Here is a 19633-nt window from a genome sequence, read left to right on the forward strand (position 1 = left end):
GCCGGGGCGGAGGCGTCCTGCCAGTGCAGCAGGCGGTCGCGCCCGATTCCCGTGTTTCGCGGCGGTCTTTGCGGTGGGCGGAGGCTGGCGTCAACCGGGGCGCGGCAATTCCAATATTGTCCGACCGGCCATGCGTGCTATCGCCGCCCCATGGCAGATGAAACCACCCCTGCCGCGATCGAACGGATCGAACGCGCCATCGCCCGTATCGAAACCGCGGTCTCGGATCGCGAACGCGCAAACGCCGCGCTCGCCGAACGTCACGAAGCGCTGCGTGAGCGCATCGAGAACGCGATTCGTGATCTCGATGCGGTGATCGCGGGCGAATCCGTCCTCGATGAGTCGAGCGTCGACGACGATGCCGCTCACGAGAACACGGTAGACTGATGGCGGAGGTTTCGCTGTCGATCGGCGGTCGCAACCACATCGTCGCATGCCGCGAGGGCGAGGAAGCGCACCTGCGCAAGCTGGGCGCATTGCTGGATTCACAATGGCCCGACGCATCACGCGCGTCGGGCGGGATGAGCAACGAGCGTACCATGATGTTCGTGGCACTCCTGCTCGCCGACGCGCTGGATGAGGCGGAACGGCGGCCGCCGGCGGGGTTCACCGAATCGCAAGCGCTGACCGGCGTCGCCGAATGGCTTGAGGAGCTTGCCGATGCTCTTGAGAAACCCGCGCGGAACGCCTAAATTGCTTCGTGGCGGGCACTGCCCGGTACGAGCCTTACCGAACATCCCTGAGGCGATTATACTTCCTAGGGGGTTGTCCCTGCGCTGGCCCTGGCCTGTCGTACATGATCCCCACCTGATGCTAACGGCGTCAGAGGATATTCAGGCAAACGGCCACGGCGGTCCCGCCACCTTCCGCCCGGTTTGCCCATGACGCTCGAGAAGCGCGCGCTGCGGGCGCGGATGCGGTCTGCGCGGGATGCGTTCTTCGCCACCTCGCCGCCCCGGATCGAACCCGGCGAGGCGTTCACCGCCCTGCTCTCCCATGCCGCCACCGTCGCTTCCTATGTGCCGATCGGTAGCGAGGCCGACCCGATGTTTCTCGCGCGCGCCGCCGTTGAGCGGGGCTGCGCGATCGTACTGCCGCACGTCACCACCCGCGCCGAGCCGATGCGGTTCCTCGCTTACGATGCGGAGGACGATCTCGCGCCCGGCCCGTTCGGGTTGCATCAGCCGCACCACGCCTCCCCCGCACTGGCGCCCGACATCGTGCTGACGCCGCTGGTCGCGTTCGACCGCGCCCTCAACCGGCTCGGCCAGGGCGCGGGCTATTACGATCGCGCTTTTGCCGCGTTTCCGCACGCGGTGCGAATCGGCGTGGCGTGGAGCGTCCAGCAAGTCGATGTGCTGCCCGCCGACCCGTGGGACATGCCGCTTCACGCGGTCGCCACCGAACAGGAATGGATCACACGATGACACCGACGTGGCGCAAACCCTTCGGCATGTTCGTGATCCTGGCGCTGATCCTGGTGTGGGTGGTGATCGTTGCGAGTTTCTCGGGCGTGGTGGCGCGGTGGAACCCGCTGCTCCAGCTGGGCTTCTACGGCGTGACGGGGATGATCTGGATCGCGCCCTTGAAGCCACTGCTCGCGTGGATGGAAACCGGACGCTGGCGCTAGTCGCAGCGCCGTTCGAGCGTGCGCAAGAACGATCGCGAAAGAGGCTAATTGCGGCGATTACGAGACCCCGCTTCGATGCGCCATCCCTGATACATCAAAGGGATGGCGCGAGTGACGGGGCTCGAACCCGCGACCTCCGGCGTGACAGGCCGGCGCTCTAACCAACTGAGCTACACCCGCTTGAGAAGCGTGAGGCGCGCCAACTAGGTCAGCGCTTCGGGGCTGTCAACCGACTTTCCCATGACTTTCTTCGTCAGCGTCTTTTTTGTTGTTCGGCGCATGCGCCATCGCGCCGTGTTCGAACAGGAAACCAGCGATATCCGGCTTGCCGACCGCGCCCAGCACGGTCTGCAGGATGATGAGCAGCGGCACCGCCAGCAGCGCGCCCGGCGTGCCCCACACCCAGCTCCAGAAACTGATCGAGATGAGGATCAGGATCGGGCTGATCGTCAGCCGCCGCCCGACGATCATCGGCGTGATCGCATTCGCCTCGACGAGATGGCAGCCCAGCATCAGGATCGCGGGGAACACCGCCGCCCAGATATCGCGAAACGTCATCAAGCCGCCCAGCCCGAGCAGCAGCACCGCCGCGATCGGCCCGAAATATGGCACATAATTGAGCAAGGCGACGATGCCGCCCCACATCAGCGGGTACGGCATGCCCATCACCCACAACACGCCGGACACGACCAGCCCGAGCGTTAGGTTGATGAGCGTGATCGTGCCGAGATAGGCGGCGGTATCGTCGACGACATGCTGGATCACCCGTGCGGTCGCCATCGCGCCGCCGAAGCTGGTGCGGCTGGTGATCGTGCGCCGCCGCAGCCGGGTCCAGCCCGCCAAGAAGAAAAAGATCACCAGGATGCCGAAGAACACCTGCACGATCGCACCCGGCGCGGAGGTGGCGGCGAATTCGAGGATCGAGCTCGGCGGGGTCACCGCGGCGGTCTGCGCGGTACGCACCGGCCCCGGCGCGGCGAGATGCCGCACGGCGCGGTTGAGGTAGCTCTCCAGGCTCGAATACAGGTCGATCAGCGGCGCGATGTTCATCTGAATGCGGTCGATCCGCTCGGGCAGCTTGCGGAAGAACTCCACCGCCGGCACCACGATCGCCGCCAGCGCGATATTGGCGGCGAGCACGAACAACACGATGCAGATCAGCGCCGCCACCGCCGAGGGCATGCGGCGCCGCTCCAGCCATTCCAGCACCGGCACCAGCGCGATGGCAATCACCAGCGCGGCGGTGGTCGGCAGGAAGAACTCCGCCCCTGCCTTCAACGCAAACGGCAGCGACACTGCAAGACCGATGCCGGCGAACAAGGTCAGCGTGGCGAGGATGCGGTCACGCCGCATCGCCAGCACCAGCATCATCTCGTCCGGATCGGAGACGGCGGGTATCGGTGAGAAGCCGCCAACCGGCAGCGACACGCGCGGCTCGTTAGCTGACAGATCCACGCCCGTGTCGTTCACCCGCAAAGCTCCTGTACCGAGAAGAGCGGACCCTAGCGGCATTCCCCCTGCTTGCAATCGGCGCTACGGGGCGAAATGGCCGATTACACCGAAGCGATGCTCCTGCCCTGCGCTGACGCACCCCGCGCTGTCGGCGTGCGTGGCTGATGTCGCTGCGGCATCGTCTCGTTCGCCCTGCCAACTGGCTGCGACGGCGGCTGCGGGCGAGCGAGGCGGCATTCGTGGTGCTCGCCATCGGCATCGGCGGCGCGGCCGGCGCGCTGAGCGTTGTGCAAGGCGCGATCGCGCGGACGCTGCAACACTGGTTTTTCGCGCTCCCCGGCACGTCGCGGCTCAGCGCGCAACCCGGCCTGTCGCTCGGCACGCTGATCGTGCTGCCGATCGGCGGTGCGGTGCTGGCGCTGTTCACGCTAGCGACAAGGGCGCGCAGGCGGGCGATGGTCGATACGGTGGAAGCGAACGCGTTGCACGGCGGGCGGATGGGAATCGCCGATAGTTTCGTGATCTCCGGCCAGACGATCCTGTCCAACGGTTTCGGGGCGTCGGTTGGGCTGGAGGCGGCCTATGCGCAGCTTGGCGGCGCTGTCGCCTCAATGACCGGCGGATTGCTCAATCTGCGGCGGCCGGACCTGCGCAATCTGGTCGGCGCGGGCGCGGGCGCGGCGATCGCGGCGGCGTTCGGCGCGCCGCTTGCCGGTGCGTTCTACGCGTTCGAAATCGTGATCGGTGCCTACACCCCGTCCGCGATCGCGCCAATCGCGGCGGCGACCTTGTCGGCGGTGCTCGTGTCGCAGACGCTCGGCGCCCATCCTTACGTCGTCGAGGCGGCATCGGGCGCCGCAACCGAGACGCATCACTACATCGCATATGCCGCGCTCGGCGCCACCTGTGCGGGGATCGGCATTGCGCTGATGCGCTCGGTCGCGTCGCTGGAACAGGGCGTGCGGCGGCTGCGCATCCCCGATTGGGCGCGGCCCGCGATCGGCGGCGCGCTGCTGGTGCCGATCGCGCTGATCTCGCCGCAGGTGCTGTCGGCCGGACACGGCGCGCTGCACAACGATCTGATGGCGTGCACCAGCATCCGGTTCATCGCGATGATCTTCATCTGCAAATGCCTCGCCTCGATCGTGTCGCTTGGCTTCGGATTCCGCGGCGGGCTGTTCTTCGCCTCGCTGTTCCTCGGCACGCTCGCCGGTACGCTGTTCGCGACCGCGCTGACGGCGGTGGCCGGGTACCAGATCATCGACCCGCACAATGCCGCGATCGTCGGGATGGCGGCGTTAGGCGTCGCGGTGATCGGCGGACCGATGACGATGGCGATGCTGGTACTGGAGGCGACGCACGATTTCGGGCTGACCGGCGCCGCCATCGCCGCGTCGCTAGTCTCCTCCACGATCGTGCGCGAACTGTTCGGCTATTCGTTCTCGACGTGGCGGCTCCACCTGCGCGGTGAGACGATCAAGAGCGCGCGCGACGTCGGCTGGGTCAAGACGCTCACCGCCGGACGGATGATGCGCGGCGAAACGCGCGAGACGCCCACCACCACGACCATCGCCGAGTTCCGCCGCCGCTTTCCACTGGGATCGGCGAGCAAGGTGGTGCTGATCGACGGGAAGACGCACTACGCCGGCATTGTGCGCACACCTGACGCATATGGCGAGGCGCTCGACCCGGCGGCGTGCGTGGCAAGCGTGGCGGTCAACACCGATGCTGCGCTGAAACCCGACATGGACATCAAGCAGGTGATGACCGCGTTTGACGCAAGCGGCGCGGACGAACTCGCCGTGCTGGCGGCGGACCGCACCGTACTGGGCGTGCTGTCGGAGACCTACGTGCGGCGGCGCTACGCAGAGGAGCTGGAGAAAGCGCAGCGCGAGCTGTTCGGCGAGCGGTGATGAGGCGATGTCGGGTGAAAGTGGCTGGTTCTCGGCCCGGTTTAAGCGCAATGCGTTATGTAGCTGCCGGCGGCGGCGGGGGCGCAAATGGATGTCGAACGCAGAACCAGCTCGGACACCCTCCGATCTCGTAATTAACAGAAATGATGGCCCTGCTACTTCCGGAAACGCCAGGCCGTAAACGAACGGCCTCAGCAAGTTTCATCGCGATAGCTAAACCACGGCTTGCTCCATAAGGCTCATCTACGACGCGGCAGGATTTGAGCCGCGTGCGCGACACGACGCAATCCAATGTCACGCCCCAGTCGGTTTCAGTTTTCTCGGCGCGTTCGAAAACGCCATGACTAGACCTTTGTGAAAATAGCAATGCCGCCTCGAGATGGCGCGGAGTTGCTTTGCAACCGTCACCACCGCAAAGCCATCCCGTTACCGGGAAGCTGCTGTCCTGAAGAGATTCAAATCCCTCCGGTACTTGAGACGGAACGGCTATCAAGAGCGCAAGTGCTGGCAGACTCAACAAGGTTTGCACTCCTCCAAAGCTGTCAGACACGCTGAACGAAGCGCTGCTTTCCAGCAAGCATGCAAAATCAGTAACGGGCGCGAACTTGGCGACAGCAGACAAACATAATGCGCACATCGCGTAAGCCACAGCGATTTGGCCTATCGCGCGTGAGGCTGTAGAGGCGCCACGATGATCCGTCTCTCCGGCCTGTACCTTCCGCTCGACCACGCACCCGAGGCGATCGCGCCGGCGATCTGTGCACGGCTCGGCATCGCGGCCGCCGATCTGCGTGGCTATACGCTGTACCGGCGTGGCAACGATGCGCGGCGGCGGAATGCCGTGCAGCTTGTCTACACGTTCGACGTTGACCTCGATGGCGAGGACGCGGTGCTGGCGCGGCTGGTCGGCGACAAGGACGTGCGGCCGACGCCGGACATGGCCTATCGCCCGCCCGTCACCGCGCCGGTGGCGTGGAGCGGCACGCGGCCGGTGGTGATCGGCGCGGGGCCGTGCGGGCTGTTCGCCGGCCTGATCCTCGCGCAGGCCGGGTTTCGCCCGATCATCCTCGATCGCGGAAAACCGGTGCGCGAACGCACCAAGGATACCTGGGGCCTCTGGCGGCGCGGGCAGCTCGACCCCGATTCCAACGTCCAGTTCGGCGAGGGCGGCGCCGGCACTTTTTCCGACGGCAAATTGTATTGCCGGGTGAAGGATCCGCGCTTTCTTGGGCGAAAAGTGCTGGAGGAGTTCGTCGCCGCCGGCGCGCCCGACGATATCCTGTGGGAAGCGCACCCGCATATCGGCACCTTCCGCCTCGTCACAATGGTGGAGAGCATGCGGCGGCAGATCGAGGCGCTGGGCGGCGAATATCGCTGGCAGACGCGCGTCGACAGGCTGGAGGTGGAACGCACCAGCGACACGCACCAGCGCATCCGTGGCCTGCACCTCCATGACGGCAGCTTTCTGGAGGCGGATCATGTCGTGCTCGCGGTCGGCCACAGCGCGCGGCCGACGTTCGAGATGCTGCACACCAGCGGCGTGCATATCGAGGCCAAGCCGTTCTCGATCGGCGTGCGGATCGAGCATCCGCAAAGCTGGATCGACCGGGCGCGGTTCGGCGCGTGCGCAGGCCACCCGGACCTTGGCGCGGCCGCGTACAGCCTGTCGCACCACTGCGCCAACGGGCGTACCGTCTACAGCTTCTGCATGTGTCCGGGCGGGCGCGTGGTGGCCGCGACATCCGAGGAAGGCCGCGTCGTCACCAACGGCATGAGCCAATATTCGCGTGCCGAGTTCAACGCCAATTCCGGCCTCGTCGTCGCGATCGACCCAGCGCGCGATTACCCTGGCGGTCCGCTCGCCGGGATAGACTTCCAGCGGCACTGGGAGTCGCTCGCCTATGTGGCGGGCGGATCATCGTACCATGCGCCGGGGCAGCGCGTCGGCGATTTCCTCGCCAAGCGCGCTTCAACCGCGTTGGGTACGGTAACACCCTCCTATCAGCCGGGCGTGACGCCGACCGATCTCGCCGCCTGCCTGCCCGATTACGCGATCGAGGCGATGCGCGAGGCGCTGCCGGTATTCGGCCGCCAGATCGCGCGCTATGACGACCCCGATGCGGTGATGACCGGGGTGGAGACGCGCACTTCCTCGCCGATCCGCATCACGCGCGGCAAGGATTTCCAGAGCATCAACACCGAGCGGCTGTATCCAGCCGGCGAAGGTGCCGGTTATGCCGGCGGCATCCTGTCGGCGGCGATCGATGGTATCAAGGTGGCGGAAGCGGTCGCGGCGAGCATCGCGGCGGGTTAAGCGCTTAGGTGCGTAGATTGGCGAGAGCGGCGACAGTGGTCGAAAACTGACACAGCCCCCCCCAAAAAATCCTCAAAGAGAGACAGTTAAGACCGTGTCCCAAAGTCATCACTGATGTCTGTAAGCAAACAACACTAATAGAGGGCGAACACCACTGCCGCGCGACAGCTATCATCCTGATATTTCATGATTCTTAAAATCCCGCGCGAGTCTAATTACTGAACGACCGCATAGCCGATTACATTACCGCCGTTGAACATCAGCGCCAGCTCCCTTCCACCCGGGCCGTAGAAAGCTCCTTCGAAGGTTCCGGTCACGTTCTGGTTAAGCGTTCCATACACCCGCCCGGTCAGCGGATCGATTGTCCCAGTGAAGCCAATCATCATGGTGCCATAGTCGCCAGATATCGATGTCGTTCCCTCGACAGTGTGACGATCGAAGTCAATAGTAAAAGTAGTGGCTTTCCCCGAGTCGGAGGTGCTTAATGCTGCTTTGCTGGCACCAAGATAGTACACTGTCGACAATCCCGAACGCGTAGCTTTACCGGATGTCTGCAGATCACTTTGGATAGTTCGTGCCCCGAACAAATAATAATGAACAAAACCTCGTGTGTTATTGGAAGTATAAGAGAATTTTTTCCAGAGGGCAAAACCTGAGTAAACTGACGGCACGTAATTACCACTGCTGTTAATACTAACGCGCAACGGAGATCGATCAAATGAAGAGTTTGTCGAGTATACGGCCGTGCCGTTAGCGTCGTAGGATATCGGGATCAATCCGCCTTGGTAGGAGCCGTCATCCCAATGATCGTAAACAAAAGGATCCGTCTTCTGAACGGCAGGTTGTGCCGTTAATAAGCTACCATTGTATCTGACTTTGTAGCCTCTGTCAGCAGAAGTGTACTCAAACCCAACTGACGAATTTTCCTGCTGGGGAGAGTCGACGGTGAAGACGGCTCCACCGACTGAATAGGTCTGCGTCATGCCAATCGCGTCGAAGCTGCGATCCCGGCTAAAGTCAGAGGCAGCGGTGTAAGCCACAGTTGATGTAGGCGTGGGCGTGGGCGTGGGCATGGGCGTGGGCGTGGGCGTGGGCGTGGGCGTGGGCGTTACCACCGCAGTTGGAGCGCCCGCGTCTGACAAAGAACTATCGCCACCGCATGATGCCAACGCCATCAACGGGATGATCAAGGAGTCTTGCAGTCGTAAACCTAGGCCGTGTTGACATAGTCTGTTATCCAGAGCTTGGCGGCCGCGAGCGAGAGGAAGCCGAGGAAGGATGAGGCGGTCTTATCGTAGCGGGTGGCGATACGCCGGGATTGCTTCAGTCGGTTGAAGAGGCGCTCAGCCTGGTTGCGATCGCGGTAGCGCCGGAAGTCGCAGGCGGCGGGTTCGCGGCGGTTCGCCTTGGGCGGGATGATTGGCAGGATGCCGCGCCAGAGCAGGTCTTCGCGCACGGCGTCCCCGTCGTATCCTTTGTCGGCGAGCAGGGCCTTGGGCTTGGCCACAGGCATGTTGAGCAGCGCGGGCACGGCCCGGTAATCCGACACCTCGCCGCCTGTCAGGACGAAGCCAAGAGGGCGTCCCTGACCGTCACAGCGGGCGTGGATTTTGCTCGTAAAGCCGCCGCGGCTTCGACCAAAGCCTTCCTTACAGGTCCCCCTTTAGCGCCCGCTGCCTGAGAATGGCCACGGACGATCGTGCTGTCGATCATGTGCTGCCAGTCATCGGTCAGCCCGAGATCGACCAGCGTGGCGAGCATCGCGTCCCACACACCATGCTCGGCCCAACGCCGGAAGCGGACGTAGACCGAGTTCCACTTCCCGTAGCGCTCATGCATGTCGCGCCAGGGGCAACCGACGCGCAACACATGCAGCATGCCGTTCAAGAACCGGCGGTTGTCGTGCGATGGGCGGGCTTTGCGACCGCGCTCTGAGGGCAGCAGCACCCCAATGATTGCCCACTCCTCGTCCGACACGTCCCCTCGATCCACCGCCGCCTCCAAAAGGCAGTCTTGAATCAGAGATCACGCCGTTTGGGAATCCACTATGTCAACACGGCCTAAAACTCGTTGCATGGCCTGCCCCATTGTTGCTCAATAGTAAAACATGACCTTGGCGAGTTAAATGCAGCATTTCAAGTTACTGTTTCACGTTCCTTGATGGACCTGCTGGGCAAAAGCGTCCATCCGCCTAAGCAACATTTACGCTAGGCATCTTCCAGTCACGCCGCAGCAGCAGCGCGATCGACCAGCCTGCCAGCAGGATCAGGAACGGCATCGCTGGGTAATGATAGCGAACCTGCCCGGTGAAGCCGAATGCGGTGAGCGTCACGAACGCCGGCATACAACCGAGCAGCAGCAGCGGCGCGCGCGCATCGCCGCGCCGCCACAACGCCGGCGCCGCGAAAGCGAGTGCACCGAAGCCGAACAGCAGCAGCCCCATGTAATAGAGCTGGTTCACGGCCTGCGCGGCGGTGAAGGCGAGCCCCATTCGCGGGTAGCTCGAGTCGATCCCCCACAGCCCGTCGCTGTCCTTGCGCCACAGCAGCATCACCTTGCGCCCGCCCAGCGCAAGCCAGCGCGCGGGATGATCGATGATCCAATTCTTGGCGAGCGCCTTGAAACGCTGATCGAGTTCGACCTGGCGAACGAGGTGCTCGCGATAGGGGATGCCGACGCCGGTCTGGTCCCAGATCGGCGTGCGTTCCCATTCGTACCAGTCGCCGGTCGCGCGGTCGTTGGCACCGTAATACAGCGCGATGCCACCATTGGTGGAGACCGGGATGAAGCTGCCCATCTGGACGGTATTACGAATACTCCACGGCAGCACCACCGCCGCCAGCGCGAGATACACCGGCAGCACAGCCCGCACCGCACCGCGCCAGCCGAAATCCTTGAGGCACAGCGCCATCGCGATAAGCGCGCCGACCGGGAACAGCATCGCCTGCGCGCGCATCAGCGTGGTCAACCCGAACAGTGCGCCCGCGCCGGCGAGGCTCCACCAGCGCCCCCGCCCCGCGATCAACGCGGCGAAGGCGGCCATCAGCAGCGCGGTCGACACCGTCTCCGAAAAAGGCTGGCCGGTATAGGCGATATGTGCCGGGTACAGCGCGTAGAGCAACGCGGCGATCCGCACGCCAAACCCACCCATACCGAGCAACGCGCCAAAATGGAACATGAGGGCGAGGATCGCGGCGGCACCGGCGAGGTTCAGCGCGATCGGTCCGAACGTGCCCGGCCCCACCACCAACATGCTGCCGGCGAGCGCGGCGGGATACCCCACCGGCCAGAAGGCGGTCGGCCGGCCACCTTCCTGAAAGCCCATACCACGCGCCATTTCACCGGCACGGTCCATGTACCACAATCCGTCCGACATCGGCTGTTGCGGCACCAGCACGAGTAGGAGGAGGCGCAAAACGAGCGCGAGCGCAAAAATCGCCGGCACCACCCACGCCGCCCCTTCTACCGTTGCGATCCAGCCGCGTCGTGCCGGTACCGCCATCGTGCTTCTGCCCCCCGCCCGGTCCATTGCCGCCCCCGCTTCGCCATCCGCACGCCAGCAACCAGAGCCGTGCGCGTCCGCAAAGCCCGCAGCGTAGCGAAACAGCGTTAATGGAACGCAATGATCTCAACCGGAGGTTAGCATTGCTGACGCCCGTCCGGTTTCGGCACGCACGATGACAACCGTGGCGTCGTGGCGATCGGCCCGATATACGCGTCGCTCCCGCTGTGTCCCGAGGTCCGCCATGATGAACAAGTCGACAATCGGGCGCGATACCACGCTATGCATGTCGCTGGCGGCGCGGCCCGGCACGTTCGGTTCGCGCTTTCACAACCGACTGTATGAACTGCTCGGGCTGGATTACGTCTACAAGGCGTTCACCACCACGGACCTCCCCGGCGTGATCGGCGGCATCCGCGCGCTCGGCATCCGCGGCAGTGCCATTTCGATGCCATTCAAAGAGGCGGTGATCCCGTTGCTCGACGGGTTGGACGCATCCGCCGCAGCGATCGACAGCGTCAACACCATCGTCAACGATGGTGGTCGGCTGACCGGCTTCAACACCGATTACAGCGCGGTGCGGACGTTGCTGGGCGACAGCGGCCTTGCGCCGATGCCGTTCGTGCTGCGCGGGTCGGGAGGGATGGCGAAGGCGGTTGCGGCCGCGTTGCGCGATGCCGGCTTCACCACCGGCACGATCGTCGCGCGCAATATCGTCGCGGGTCAGGCGATCGCGCGGACCTACGGATTCGACTGGCGCGCGGAGCTTGGCGATACCGGTGCCGACCTGCTCGTCAACGTCACGCCGCTCGGCATGGCCGGTGCGGACGCGGATGCGCTCGCCTTTCCGCAGACGATGATCGCTGCCGCACAGGCGGTGATCGACGTGGTGGCGCTGCCGGCGGAGACGCCGCTTTTGAAGGCCGCGCGGGCGGCGGGCAAGCCGTGCATCACCGGCGATGCGATCGGGATGCTGCAGGCGCTTGAGCAGTTCGTGCTCTACACCGGCATCACGCCGACGGCCGAGCAGGTCGACACCGCCGCCGCCTTCGCGCGCGGCGGCTGACGGTTTACGCCACGCCGGTGCCGCCGTTCGCGCTGAACAGGCTGCCAGTGGTGTAGCTGGTGCTGCCATCGGCCAGCGTGACGTACAGCCCGGCGAGTTCCGCCGGCTGGCCGGCGCGGCCGAGCGGCGTGTCCTGCCCGAACTTGTCCATCTCGCCCGGCAACTGCCCGCCGGCGACCTGAAGCGGCGTCCAGATCGGCCCCGGCGCGACCGCGTTGACGCGGATGCCCTTCGACGCGAGTTGCTTGGCGAGCGCTTTGGTGAAGATCAGGATGCCGCCCTTGGTGGTCGCGTAATCGAGCAGTTCCTTCTCCGGACTGACCGAATTGACCGAGGCGGTGTTGATGATGCACGCACCCGGTTTCATCATCGGGATCGCCGCCTTGCAGATGTGGAACATCGCATAGAGGTTGGTCTTCATCGTGCGGTCGAACTGTTCGAAGCTAATCTCGTCGATCGACGCCTTGGACTGCTGATAGGCGGCGTTGTTGACGACGATGTCGAGCCCGCCGAGCGCCTTCGCCGCGCGGCCGGGCAGCGCGTCGCAGAATGCGGCGTCGGTCAGGTCGCCGGGGATCAGCTCGATCTTGTGGCCTTCGCCGCGCAGCAGTTTGGCGACATCCTGCGCGTCCGGCTCCTCGGTCGGGAAATAGTTGATCGCGACGGCCGCGCCCTCGCGAGCGAAGGCGATCACCGCGCCGCGCCCGATCCCGGAATCGCCGCCGGTCACCAGCGCCTTGCGCCCGGCGAGCCGCCCGCTGCCGCGATAGCTCGTTTCGCCGCAATCGGGTACCGGGTGCATGTTGCGCTGAAGCGCGGGCCAGGGCTGTTTCTGTTCCGCGAACGGCTCGGTCGGGAAACGGTTGACCGGGTTGGGCGCGGGTCTGGCACCCTGAGCGGCACCGGCAAGCGCGGGGGCAGCGGCAAGGCCGGCACCGGCGACGGCGGCGCCCTTCAGCATGTCGCGGCGGGTGGTGCTGTCTGTCATGATTGCTTCCTTGGCAGGCACGGGCAGCGAGCGGGTGGCGCCTGCCGCCTCCCCACCTGAAAGTCTCGCGGTTCAACGGCTTGGCCAGCGCGGCGTTCCTGCATTTGCGCGCCGCCTGATCTCGATCAAAACGATTTGCGGCGGGCGATCCGGTGCTAAGGAGCCGTCATGACGCATGACGCTACGACCAAACCCAAACCGCTCGGCCAGACACTCACGCTGGCGATGGCGGTGGCAGCCGGCGTGGGCGTGGCCAACATCTACTATAACCAGCCGATGCTCGGCATCATGGAGCGCGACATGCCCGGCACGGCAACCGCGCTGGTGCCGACCGCGACGCAGGCGGGTTATGCCGCCGGACTGTTCCTGCTGGTCCCGCTCGGCGATCTGGTCGAGCGCAAACGGCTGATCCTGTTGCAGTTCCTCGCACTTGCCGCCGCGCTGGCGCTGACCGCGATCGCGCCGAACGCAGCCTTGGTAGTCGCCGCGTCGCTGCTGGTCGGCGTCGCGGCGACGGTCGCGCAACAGATCGTGCCGCTCGCCGCGCACCTTGCCGCGCCCGAACGGCGCGGGGCGACCGTGGGTACGGTGATGGCCGGGCTGCTGTGCGGCATCCTGCTCAGCCGGACGCTCGCCGGGTTCGTGGCAACGCACGCCGGCTGGCGGGAGATGTTCTGGCTGGGCGTGCCGATGGTGCTGGCGGCAGCGGGTGCGATGTGGGCGATGCTACCGCGCAGCATGCCCGACGCGACGCTCGGCTACGGCGCGCTGTTGCGGTCGCTGGGTGGGCTGTGGCGTGAATATGGAGCGCTACGGCGTGCGACGATCACGCAGGCGCTGCTGTTCGGTGGGTTCAGCGCGTTCTGGACCATCCTGGCGCTGCGGCTCCAGCAACCCGCCTTTCATCTCGGCGCGGATGTGGCGGGGCTGTTCGGCGTGATCGGCGCGGTTGGCGTGCTGGCCGCGCCGCTCGCCGGACGTGTGGCCGACAAGCGCGGACCCAAGCCCGTGGTGGCGATGGGGGCGGTGCTGGCGCTGGTCGCGTGGGGCTTGATCGGGCTGTGGAACAGCGTGGCAGGGATGGTGGCGGGCGTGATCCTGCTCGATTTCGCGGTGCAGTGCGCGATCGTCTCCAACCAGCACCTCGTCTACGCGCTGAACCCGGAGGCGCGGGCTCGGCTCAACACGATCTTCATGGGCGGAATGTTCATCGGTGGCGCGATCGGATCGGCGGCGGCGAGCGTGGCGTGGCATGCCGCCGGCTGGCCGGCGGTGGCAGCGATCGGCGCGGGCTTCGCGCTGATCGCGGTGGTGATCCAGTTGGCCGGGCTGGCGCGGCGCTAGACGCGGCGGGTGGCGGACAGCGCGCTGCCGGCGGCGGCGGTGATGATGCACAGGATCGCGCACCATTGCAGCGGGCTCAGCACCTCGTCCAGCACGACGAACCCGGCGAGTGCGGCCACGGCGGGCGACGCGCTGACGAGGATGCCGAACACGGCGGCGGGGACGCGGCGCATCGCCTCCATCTCCAGCGAATAGGGCAGCGCGCTCGACAGTGCGGCGATGGCGAGGCCGGTCGCCAGCACCGACGGGCTGAGCATCGCGGTGCCCGAGGCGGCAAGCCCGACCGGCAGCGTGAAGGTGACCGACACCAGCATTCCCCACGCCACCGCATCGCGGCCGAGCGTGGCGGAGACGCGCTTGCCGTAGATGATGTACAGCGCCCAGCATCCCGCCGCGCCGAGCGCGCAGGCGATCCCGACGGGGTCGAGCCGGTCGTGCGCGCGCAGCGGCAGGAGCAGCAGCAACCCGCAGACCGCGGCGGCGAGCCAAACGAAATCCGCCCTGCGCCGCGATGCCGCCAGCACGAGGCCGAGCGGCCCGATCACCTCGATCCCGGTGGCGATGCCGAGCGGAATGCGCGCGAACGCCTGATAGATTAGCAGGTTCATCAACCCGAGCATTGCGCCATACGCGATCAGCGCGGGCAGCAGCGCACGCGGCACGCGCCGCCGCCATGGCTGGCGCAGCGCCATCAGCAGCACCGCCGCAAGGGCAACGCGCAGCGCCGTCACGCCGAACGCGCCGACCACGGGGAACAGGTGCTTGGCGACGCTTGCGCCAAGGTTCATCGACGCTTGTGACCCGAAGGCGGCGGCGATGCCGATCAGCGTGGCGTTACGATCGGGTGCAGGCATAGTGCGCGCCATAGCCTGCGCACGTCGCCTTTGCCCGTGCTTTTACCGTTCCGCCGTCAGCGTAACCAGCCCGATCAGGCCGAACGCACGCGGCGGTGCATCCGGTGCGAAGAGCCGCTGCGCTCCGCACTCTCGCCCCGTGTGCTTATCGCGCGGTGATGCCGCACGCCACATCCAGCCGCCCGCCAAACCGCGCCACGACCCGATCCCCGACAGCGACCGGATGCACCCCGGTCACCGCACCGGTCGAGATCCACTGCCCCGCCGCGACCGGAATGCCCCGCGCCGCAAGCAGTTCGAACAGGAAGCGCGCCGCGCCGAACGGGCCGTCCAGCATCGTCGCGGTCGTCGCCCTGCCAATCAGCGTGTCGTTGATCCACAGCTCCACGGGCCAGACATCAAGGTCGAGATCGCGCCAGCCTTCGATGGCAGCGCCGACGATCAGCCCGTTGTTGTTGCCGAAATCCGACACGGTGACGGTCGGGCCATGATCGTTGATGCCCGGGAACGGCGAACTGGCGATCTCGATCCCGACATGCACGGCATCGATCAGGGCAGCCGCCTCCGCATGGCTATAGCGGGTTTTGAACGGATCGGGCGCAGTTCCGATCCGCAACAGGAACTCCGCCTCCGCCGCGCCGAACCCGTCGGCGAAGATCGGCATTGCCACATCATCGCCCGCGTCCACGACGTGATCGGAAAAGATCGGCCCGGCGAGCCGGTCTGTTCCGTCGAACGGGGGGCTGATCTTGCCAACCTTCCAGCCGGCGATGCGCGCGTCGGATAACGCGATCGCACGATCCTGCACGCCATACGCCTGCCCGAGCGATTCGGGGATCCGGCCAGGAAAGTCGGGCAGCGCGAGCCCGGCGCGGCGCGCGTCCGTAAAGGCCCGGGCAATCAGTTCCACATTGGATTCCGGCGACACTTTTAGCCTTTCGGTAAAGCTCATGTGTCGCGCCCGTATCGGAAACCGGTGTCAAGGACAACCATCCCGCCGAGGCTGGCTCGCGCCCGTTTCCGCGACTATGCTGGGCCATGGAGAAGACCGGACAACCAACGATCAACGACGTCGCGCGGGTCGCCGGCGTCTCAAAGAAAACCGTCAGCCGCGTCATCAACCGGTCCCCGCTGCTCAACGAGGATACACGCCGGCGCGTCGAGGAGGTGATCGGCGACCTCGGCTACATCCCCAACCCGCAGGCGCGCGCGCTCGCGCTGGGGCGCAATTTCCTGATCGGCCTGGTCCACGACAACCCCAATGCGCAAACCGTCATGAACGTGCAGCAGGGCATGCTGGAGGCCGTGTACGATACCGAGTTCGAGATGGTGGTACGCCCGCTCAATCGCGGTTCGGCGACGATGTTACAGGACTTGCGGCACTTTCTGGAGCGGCAGCGGCTGTTCGGCGTGCTGTTGATGCCGCCGATCAGCGAGAACGACGCGATCGCACAAATCTGCACCGACATCGGCTGTCGCTATGTGCGGATGGGATCGGCCGAACTTGATACCGACGACCACATGGTCGCCTCCAACGATCGCGACGCGGTGCGGGAGGCGACCAAGTACCTGATTGCGGAAGGGCATCGTCGCATCGGCCTGATCGCCGGCCCGCACGGCTTTCGCTCCGCGCGGGAGCGACGGCTGGGGTTCGAGGATGCTTTGCGCGATGCCGGCATCGCCCTTCCCCGCAGCATGATCGCGGACGGCAATTACCAGTTCGACTCCGGTCTGGTCGCGGCCGACCGGCTGCTCGATTTGGTACCGCGACCAACCGCGATCTTCTCCTGCAACGATGAGATGGCGGCGGGCGTGATCCACGCGGCGTGCCAACGCGGCCTCAGCGTGCCGCGCGACCTTTCGGTAATCGGGTTCGACGACACGCCGATCGCCGCGCATATGTGGCCGCCGCTGACGACAGTGCGCTGGCCGATCGCGACGATGGCGCGATCCGCCGCGCTGAAGCTGATCGCTGGCGTGACCGAGCAGACCTCCGACGATCAGGTGCGCGAACCATCGTTGTTCCGCTCGACGTTGATCCGTCGCGGATCGGTCGCGGGGCCGGCTGCGGATTGACGGCGCATGCCCGTGCGACATGACACCGTATCGTCGACGCCGTCGATATTATGGCCCTCGCAGCGGCCAGACCGCCGGATGTGACATCGGCTCAGGCAGCCTTAAGGGCCGGTGTTTACTGGTGCACCAACGGCTCCCCGGCGCAGCGCCGTGCCGACTACCGTAAGTACGGATCGCAGGCGATCGAGGCGATTGCACTTCGGCGAACTTCGCCTAGGGCGCCGCACCACGTGGGCAGGTGTCTAGCGTAGATTGTCCTTGTCGCGCGTCACCAACCACGACGCGACCGACAGCATCGCCAGCAGCGCCGGATACAGCACTTTGCCGCGCAGCGCGTGGCGGAACCCAGCCGGCTCGGGCCGCCGCGCGGGATGGAAACCCACCGGTCGAAAACCCGGCGATTGATCGTGCACGCGGAGGCCCGGCAAGACGGGGGCGACAGGTGACTCGACGTTTGACATAGGGTTTCTCCGCGACGTCGCCATCCTATAACACTCGCCCTTTGCGCTTCCGTTAACATGCGGCGCAATCCACCGAAATGGATCTTACCACACGCATTTCACGGAAGGCAAAGTTTCGCCTACGGAAGGGTATTCGTGACACGCCGACGGTAAGCCGGGAATTCGGCACCGACGACCTGCATCCTTGTCAGAGTATGGACTTTGCCCACGCGCGAAGGTCGCCGCCCATGGTGGCATCGCGGCAGGCCAGCGCGAAATTGGCCTGTGCGAAGCCGAGCTTTGATCCGCAATCATAGCGTTCGCCCGCGAAGGTGACGCCGTGGAACGGCTGCTGGCCGATCAGCTTCGCCATCGAATCGGTCAACTGCACCTCGCCACCGGCGCCGGCCTCTTGCGTGGCGAGATATCCCATGATTTCGGGCTGGAGGATGTAGCGTCCGGCCACGATCAGGTTGGACGGCGCAGTGCCCGCCTTCGGCTTCTCGACAAGCCCGCGCACCTCGGTGAGCGCCCCGTCGCGTGCGCCGGGATCGAGCACACCGTAGCTCGGCGTCTCCGCCATCGGCACTTCCAGCGCGCAGATCAGATTGCCGCCGACCTCTTCGTAGGCGTCGACCATCTGCTTGAGGCAACCGGGGCTGCCGACCATGAACTCATCCGGAAGGATGATCGCGAACGGTTCGTCACCGATCACGTGACGCGCGCACCAGATCGCGTGGCCGAGTCCGCGCGGCTCCTGCTGACGGACGAACACCGCATCCCCCGGCGTGAGCCGCGAGCCTTCCAGCGCCACCATCGACTTGCCGCGATCGGCCTGGGTGCGTTCGAGTTCGTAGGCCATGTCGAAATGGTCCTCGATCGCCGCCTTGCCGCGACCGTTGACGAACACCATGGTCTCGATTCCCGCCTCGATCGCCTCATCGACGGCATATTGGATGAGCGGGCGATCGACCACCGGCAGCATCTCCTTGGGCACCGCCTTGGTGGCGGGGAGGAAGCGCGTGCCCAGCCCGGCGACAGGAAAGACGGCCTTGCGGATCTTCATGCCGGCACCTTGTAGAAGTCGCGATACCAGTCGGCGAACCGCTTGAGGCCATCCTCGAGCATCACCTCGGGATGATAGCCTGTGATCGCGCGCAGCTTCGACACGTCGGCATAGGTGGCGGTGACGTCACCCGGTTGCATCGGCCGCATGATCTTCTCGGCAGTCTTACCGAGTGCGGATTCCAGCGCCTCGATCATCTCCATCAGGCCTACGGGCCTGCTGTCGCCGATGTTGAGGACGCGATGCTCCTTGCGTTCCGGCGGATGGTCGAGCGAGCCGATGATGCCGTCGACGATGTCGTCGATATAGGTGAAGTCGCGCGCCATCTTGCCTTCGCCGTAGACCTCGATCGGGTCACCGCGCAGGATCTTCTGGGTGAAGCCGAAATACGCCATGTCTGGCCGTCCCCACGGTCCATAGACGGTGAAGAACCGCAAGCCGGTCTGCGGGAAGCCGTACAGCTTGGAGTAGCTGTGGCTCATCAGTTCGCACGCACGCTTGGTGGCGGCGTAGAGCGACACAGGGCTGGTCGCCGGCTCATCCTCTGTGAAGCCCGCTCCGCCCATCGGCTTGTCGCCGTACACCGACGAGGACGATGCGTAGACGAGATGTTCGAAATCGGCCGCGTGGCGGCTGGCTTCGAGCAGCGAGAGATGGCCGGCGAGATTGGAGCGTTCGTAAGCGAACGGGTTCTCGAGGCTGTAGCGCACCCCCGCCTGCGCGGCGAGGTGGACGATGCGCTTCACCCCGTTGTCGCGCACCAGCGCGGCGATGGCGGGCGCATCGGCGATGTCGAGTTTGTGGAAGGTGAAGCCCTCCACCCCCTCGAACGTCGCCAGCCGCGCCGCCTTCAGCGCCGGGTCGTAATAATCGTTGACGATATCGACGCCGATCACCCGTTCCCCGCGGGCGAGCAGCTTATGCGCCGTCGCATGACCAATGAAGCCGGCGGCGCCGGTGACGAGGACGGGATCGGCCCGTTGCGCGC

General features: G+C 65.6%; 21 protein-coding genes and 1 tRNA gene. 9 read left to right on the top strand and 13 right to left on the bottom strand.

Annotated elements, in window-relative coordinates; all coding sequences use genetic code 11:
* The first annotated feature begins 150 nt into the window (after window positions 1–150).
* From L8F97_RS14805 to L8F97_RS14820, 4 genes are all read left to right on the top strand, one after another.
* Window positions 151–387, top strand: a complete 237-nt coding sequence (locus tag L8F97_RS14805) for a hypothetical protein (protein ID WP_242151717.1) — start codon at window positions 151–153, stop codon at window positions 385–387.
* Window positions 387–692, top strand: a complete 306-nt coding sequence (locus L8F97_RS14810) for a cell division protein ZapA (RefSeq protein WP_242151720.1) — start codon at window positions 387–389, stop codon at window positions 690–692. The genes L8F97_RS14805 and L8F97_RS14810 overlap by 1 nt, the downstream gene beginning before the upstream one ends.
* A gap of 189 nt (window positions 693–881) precedes the next feature.
* Complete coding sequence (locus L8F97_RS14815) at window positions 882–1427, top strand: 5-formyltetrahydrofolate cyclo-ligase (RefSeq protein ID WP_242151723.1); 546 nt, start codon at window positions 882–884, stop codon at window positions 1425–1427.
* Window positions 1424–1630, top strand: coding sequence for a DUF2842 domain-containing protein (locus L8F97_RS14820; protein ID WP_242151727.1), 207 nt, complete (start codon window positions 1424–1426; stop codon window positions 1628–1630). Before L8F97_RS14815 ends, L8F97_RS14820 begins: the two co-directional genes overlap by 4 nt.
* Window positions 1631–1733: 103 nt before the next feature.
* Here L8F97_RS14820 and L8F97_RS14825 read toward each other — a convergent pair.
* Window positions 1734–1810 (bottom strand) — tRNA-Asp (locus L8F97_RS14825).
* A gap of 45 nt (window positions 1811–1855) precedes the next feature.
* Window positions 1856–3028, bottom strand: a complete 1173-nt coding sequence (locus L8F97_RS14830) for an AI-2E family transporter (protein WP_242151780.1) — start codon at window positions 3026–3028, stop codon at window positions 1856–1858.
* Between the two features lie 218 nt (window positions 3029–3246).
* On the opposite strand from L8F97_RS14830, the gene L8F97_RS14835 reads away from it, so the two are divergent.
* Window positions 3247–4995, top strand: coding sequence for a chloride channel protein (locus L8F97_RS14835; RefSeq protein ID WP_242151730.1), 1749 nt, complete (start codon window positions 3247–3249; stop codon window positions 4993–4995).
* A 55-nt stretch (window positions 4996–5050) separates the two neighbouring features.
* On the opposite strand, the gene L8F97_RS14840 is transcribed toward L8F97_RS14835, so the two are convergent.
* The gene (locus L8F97_RS14840; RefSeq protein WP_242151732.1) at window positions 5051–5644 is read right to left on the bottom strand and encodes a hypothetical protein; all 594 of its coding nucleotides are present in this window, start codon (window positions 5642–5644) and stop codon (window positions 5051–5053) included.
* 42 nt (window positions 5645–5686) lie between these two features.
* On the opposite strand from L8F97_RS14840, the gene L8F97_RS14845 reads away from it, so the two are divergent.
* Window positions 5687–7309 (top strand): NAD(P)/FAD-dependent oxidoreductase, encoded by a 1623-nt coding sequence (locus L8F97_RS14845; protein ID WP_242151735.1) that lies wholly within the window; start codon window positions 5687–5689, stop codon window positions 7307–7309.
* Between the two features lie 215 nt (window positions 7310–7524).
* Here the strand turns inward: L8F97_RS14845 and L8F97_RS14850 are convergent, their stop codons facing one another.
* The 4 genes from L8F97_RS14850 to L8F97_RS14860 all read right to left on the bottom strand — a co-directional run bounded on the left by L8F97_RS14850 (window position 7525) and on the right by L8F97_RS14860 (window position 10811).
* Entirely contained in the window at window positions 7525–8292 is a 768-nt protein-coding gene (locus L8F97_RS14850; protein ID WP_242151738.1) for a transferrin-binding protein-like solute binding protein, read from the bottom strand.
* Between the two features lie 227 nt (window positions 8293–8519).
* Window positions 8520–8918, bottom strand: a complete 399-nt coding sequence (locus tag L8F97_RS22645; protein ID WP_313932006.1) for an IS5 family transposase — start codon at window positions 8916–8918, stop codon at window positions 8520–8522.
* A complete protein-coding gene (locus L8F97_RS22650; RefSeq protein ID WP_313932005.1) occupies window positions 8870–9286 on the bottom strand; it encodes an IS5 family transposase in 417 nt (138 codons plus the stop codon). The genes L8F97_RS22645 and L8F97_RS22650 overlap by 49 nt, the downstream gene beginning before the upstream one ends.
* Before the next feature lie 214 nt (window positions 9287–9500).
* Window positions 9501–10811 (bottom strand): hypothetical protein, encoded by a 1311-nt coding sequence (locus L8F97_RS14860; protein ID WP_242151741.1) that lies wholly within the window; start codon window positions 10809–10811, stop codon window positions 9501–9503.
* Window positions 10812–11055: 244 nt separating this feature from the next.
* Between L8F97_RS14860 and L8F97_RS14865 the strand changes: the two genes are divergently transcribed.
* A complete protein-coding gene (locus L8F97_RS14865; RefSeq protein ID WP_409929048.1) occupies window positions 11056–11877 on the top strand; it encodes a shikimate 5-dehydrogenase in 822 nt (273 codons plus the stop codon).
* A gap of 4 nt (window positions 11878–11881) precedes the next feature.
* On the opposite strand, the gene L8F97_RS14870 is transcribed toward L8F97_RS14865, so the two are convergent.
* Window positions 11882–12865 carry an SDR family oxidoreductase gene (locus L8F97_RS14870; RefSeq protein ID WP_242151744.1) on the bottom strand — a complete coding sequence of 328 codons (984 nt, stop codon included), beginning with the start codon at window positions 12863–12865 and terminating at the stop codon, window positions 11882–11884.
* Window positions 12866–13033: 168 nt separating this feature from the next.
* On the opposite strand from L8F97_RS14870, the gene L8F97_RS14875 reads away from it, so the two are divergent.
* The gene (locus L8F97_RS14875; RefSeq protein WP_242151745.1) at window positions 13034–14209 is read left to right on the top strand and encodes an MFS transporter; all 1176 of its coding nucleotides are present in this window, start codon (window positions 13034–13036) and stop codon (window positions 14207–14209) included.
* Here L8F97_RS14875 and L8F97_RS14880 read toward each other — a convergent pair.
* Window positions 14206–15063: an EamA family transporter gene (locus tag L8F97_RS14880; RefSeq protein WP_242151748.1), complete on the bottom strand. Its 858-nt coding sequence runs from the start codon at window positions 15061–15063 to the stop codon at window positions 14206–14208. The genes L8F97_RS14875 and L8F97_RS14880 overlap by 4 nt on opposite strands.
* A gap of 145 nt (window positions 15064–15208) precedes the next feature.
* On the bottom strand, window positions 15209–16015 hold the full coding sequence (locus L8F97_RS14885) for a 2-keto-4-pentenoate hydratase (RefSeq protein WP_242151751.1): 807 nt from the start codon (window positions 16013–16015) through the stop codon (window positions 15209–15211).
* Window positions 16016–16101: 86 nt separating this feature from the next.
* Here L8F97_RS14885 and L8F97_RS14890 point away from each other — a divergent pair, with 86 nt between their 5' ends.
* On the top strand, window positions 16102–17139 hold the full coding sequence (locus L8F97_RS14890; protein ID WP_242151754.1) for a LacI family DNA-binding transcriptional regulator: 1038 nt from the start codon (window positions 16102–16104) through the stop codon (window positions 17137–17139).
* 242 nt (window positions 17140–17381) lie between these two features.
* On the opposite strand, the gene L8F97_RS14895 is transcribed toward L8F97_RS14890, so the two are convergent.
* From L8F97_RS14895 to L8F97_RS14905, 3 genes are all read right to left on the bottom strand, one after another.
* Window positions 17382–17600, bottom strand: coding sequence for a hypothetical protein (locus L8F97_RS14895; protein WP_242151757.1), 219 nt, complete (start codon window positions 17598–17600; stop codon window positions 17382–17384).
* Window positions 17601–17787: 187 nt separating this feature from the next.
* Window positions 17788–18645, bottom strand: a complete 858-nt coding sequence (locus L8F97_RS14900) for a UTP--glucose-1-phosphate uridylyltransferase (protein ID WP_242151760.1) — start codon at window positions 18643–18645, stop codon at window positions 17788–17790.
* The coding region (locus L8F97_RS14905; protein ID WP_242151763.1) for an NAD-dependent epimerase/dehydratase family protein at window positions 18642–19633 on the bottom strand (992 nt) is incomplete at its 5' end. The genes L8F97_RS14900 and L8F97_RS14905, both read right to left, overlap by 4 nt.

The sequence above is a fragment of the Sphingomonas sp. BAUL-RG-20F-R05-02 genome (genome assembly GCF_022662305.1).
Lineage (GTDB): Bacteria > Pseudomonadota > Alphaproteobacteria > Sphingomonadales > Sphingomonadaceae > Sphingomonas.